A 2,637-nucleotide genomic window follows, 5' to 3' on the forward strand; every position below is an offset into this window, starting at 1 on the left:
CCCCAGATGCCTCGGATGCTGTGGATGCCGCGGATGCTGCGAAGCCCGCTAGCACTTCGGGCGACCCCAACACGATACCTTTCTGACCCGACTCGGTGACGCAGCAGCGCCCCCGCACCACACGCACGGTGTCGCGCGGGGGCGACCCCCACGAGCAGGCTCAGCTCAGCTCAGCTCAGCCGAGCTTAGCCCAACCCATCACCGGTGGAGGCACGCACCCGCGCAGTGCGTGCCCGGGCAAGGAGCACCGCGCCAGCCGCGGCGCCCAGCGCCCCGATCCCAGCCGTACCCCACAGCTCCGCGTCGCTGCCACCCGTCTGCGCGAGCGCAGCGGTCCCGGCATCAGGACGCGAAGTGCCGGCACCGCCCGTCGTCTCAGACACGCTGCCCGGCTCGGGCTCGGGCTCGGGCTCGGGCTCGGGCTCGGGCTCGGGCTTAGGTTCCGGCTCAGGCTCCGGTTCCGGCTTAGGCTCAGGCTCCGGCTCCGGCGTGACCGGCGGCGCCGGCGCGACAAGCTCGAGCAGACGCACAGCGGGGTCAACCTCGCTGAAGAGGGCCGGCGCGCCCGCTGCGAACACCACTCGGTCCCCCTCGGGATCCGCGGTAAGGTCGGCGAACGCCCGCCCCAGCCGCGCATCCGCGTGCGCGCCCACGATCAGGGACGCACCCTCGGGCGTCGCGCGCTGTTGGACTGCACCAGCCGGCTCAGCACCGGCAGAACCAGCAGCAGAATCAGCTGCAGCGGGCTCAACGCCCGCTGCGTCCGTGTCGTGCGGTGCGAGCAGCGACTCCGTGTCGAACACGCCCGAGGCCGAGGCCCCAGCCCGACCGTCGATGAGTGCGCGCGAATCCAGGGCAAGCACGTAGCCGGATCCCGCGCGATCCGGATCCGGGGTGCCGTCCATGCCGCCCACCAGCAGCATCGCCCACCCCGACATCGGCACCGCACCGACCGCGTGCCCGAAGTGATCGCCCGAGGCGATGCCGTTCAGCCACCAGCCGCGCTGCACCTCGGTGCCCGCGGCGCGCACAGCCGGGCCGCTCGTCACGAGCGGATCCGTCACCACGTTCACACCGTCCGGTCCGCCCGTCACCACGACGGCGCTTCCGGGCTTGGGATCATCCGACTCCCCACCGATCAGCAGATCGTCGAAGCCGTCGCCCGTGACGTCGCCGAGCCCCACGGTCGACGTGCCGAGCAGGTCGTACCCGCGCGGCGGCCCATCAATCCGGAAGCCAGGCACGGGATCCGCGCCCACCCGCACGTCAGCGCTCACGTCGGTGAGCACCCAGATCGCCCCCGTCGCAAAGCTCGCCGCCCCGGGTGCCCGCCACGATGCGGCCCCCACCGCGAGGTCCTCGCGACCGTCGCCGTTCATGTCACCGGCGCGGCTCACCGACACCAGGTCGATGCCCGATCCCGCGATCCGCGGGCCGACCGTCTCGGCGAGTGCTGTCTCCGCGCCGAGCGTTTCGGCGTGCAGGATCGTCACCGCCCCGCTCGTGTCCGTCGCCGCGACCTCATCGCGGCCATCACCGTCGACGTCGCCCACCCCGTTCGCGCGGGTGATGCCCCCGAGCACCACGTGCCCGCGGTCGCCGAGTTCGTCCAGGCGTACCTCACCGAAGTCCTGCGAGCCATACACAATGAACGCGCCAGCGGCCTGAGCCACCGCGACAAGATCGTCGATCCCGTCCCCGTTCACGTCGCCCGCGCACCGCACATCAAGCCCGCCCATCATGTTGCGGGCGGTATCGATGATCCGGATCGGCGCAGCGTCATCGATCGCCCCGGACGGCGCAGCCGCGTTCGCACCGAGGAGTACATATGCGCCCGTCGCGCCGGGCGTTAAATCAAACGTGGCGTACGTTCCCACTGCGAGGTCCGGGACACCATCGCCGTTCACATCGCACCGCGCCTGCGACGCGGTCGACCCGAACGCGGATCCGACCGGCCCGGAGATCGACCGGTCCCCCACGACGGAGCCCGAAGCTGTGGCGTGTGGAGCCAACGTCCGCATGGCCGCGGGCGACGGGGCAGCCGGCAGCGCGGCAGCCGGCGACGCGATGAGCGCCGCGCCGGGGATCGCGAGAGTGAGCGCGACGTACGCCACAACGGGACGGACGCGTCGGCGGCGCGACCAGGGTTGGGAATTCACATGGGTCCTTTCACACGAACGGGATCGCCGCAGCGGCAGCGGCAGCGGCAGCGGCGGCGGCAGCGGCGGCGGCGGCGGCCATTCAGCATACCCTTACCTTGATCTGATGAATTGAATCGTGCCACCCGGGCGCGTTGCGCGCGGGTGAAACACGAGGGTCCCCGACCGGCCCCACACGCACCGGTCCGCCCGCATTTCCGCACAGCCCCAGCGCGGTAGGCCGTTCAGGATTTGCACGCCGGGCGCGATANCCCCAGCGCGGTAGGCCGTTCAGGATTTGCACGCCGGGCGCGATACCCGCGTGAGAAACTGGGCCCGGTCACGTTCCGCATGTGCGGAGCGCTCTGGCCGCGGCCACGCTCCGCGCTATACAATTTCACATGGCAGTATGTTCTCGGTGGCGCGCCGTCGCCCCACCACCCCCACTCGCGAAAAGGAACCTCATGACCGAGACCCTCTCCCCTGAGCTTGAGGCCGT

Annotated in this window: 1 protein-coding gene; it reads right to left on the reverse strand. The window is 71.3% G+C overall.

Annotation, left to right across the window (positions count from 1 at the left end; translation table 11 throughout):
• Positions 1 to 185: 185 nt before the first annotated feature.
• On the reverse strand, positions 186 to 2,159 hold the full coding sequence (locus EGM46_RS14435; protein ID WP_125100816.1) for a VCBS repeat-containing protein: 1,974 nt from the start codon (positions 2,157 to 2,159) through the stop codon (positions 186 to 188).
• Positions 2,160 to 2,637: the final 478 nt, after the last annotated feature.

The organism is Leucobacter chromiireducens (assembly GCF_003917135.1).
Taxonomy (GTDB): Bacteria; Actinomycetota; Actinomycetes; order Actinomycetales; family Microbacteriaceae; genus Leucobacter; species Leucobacter chromiireducens_A.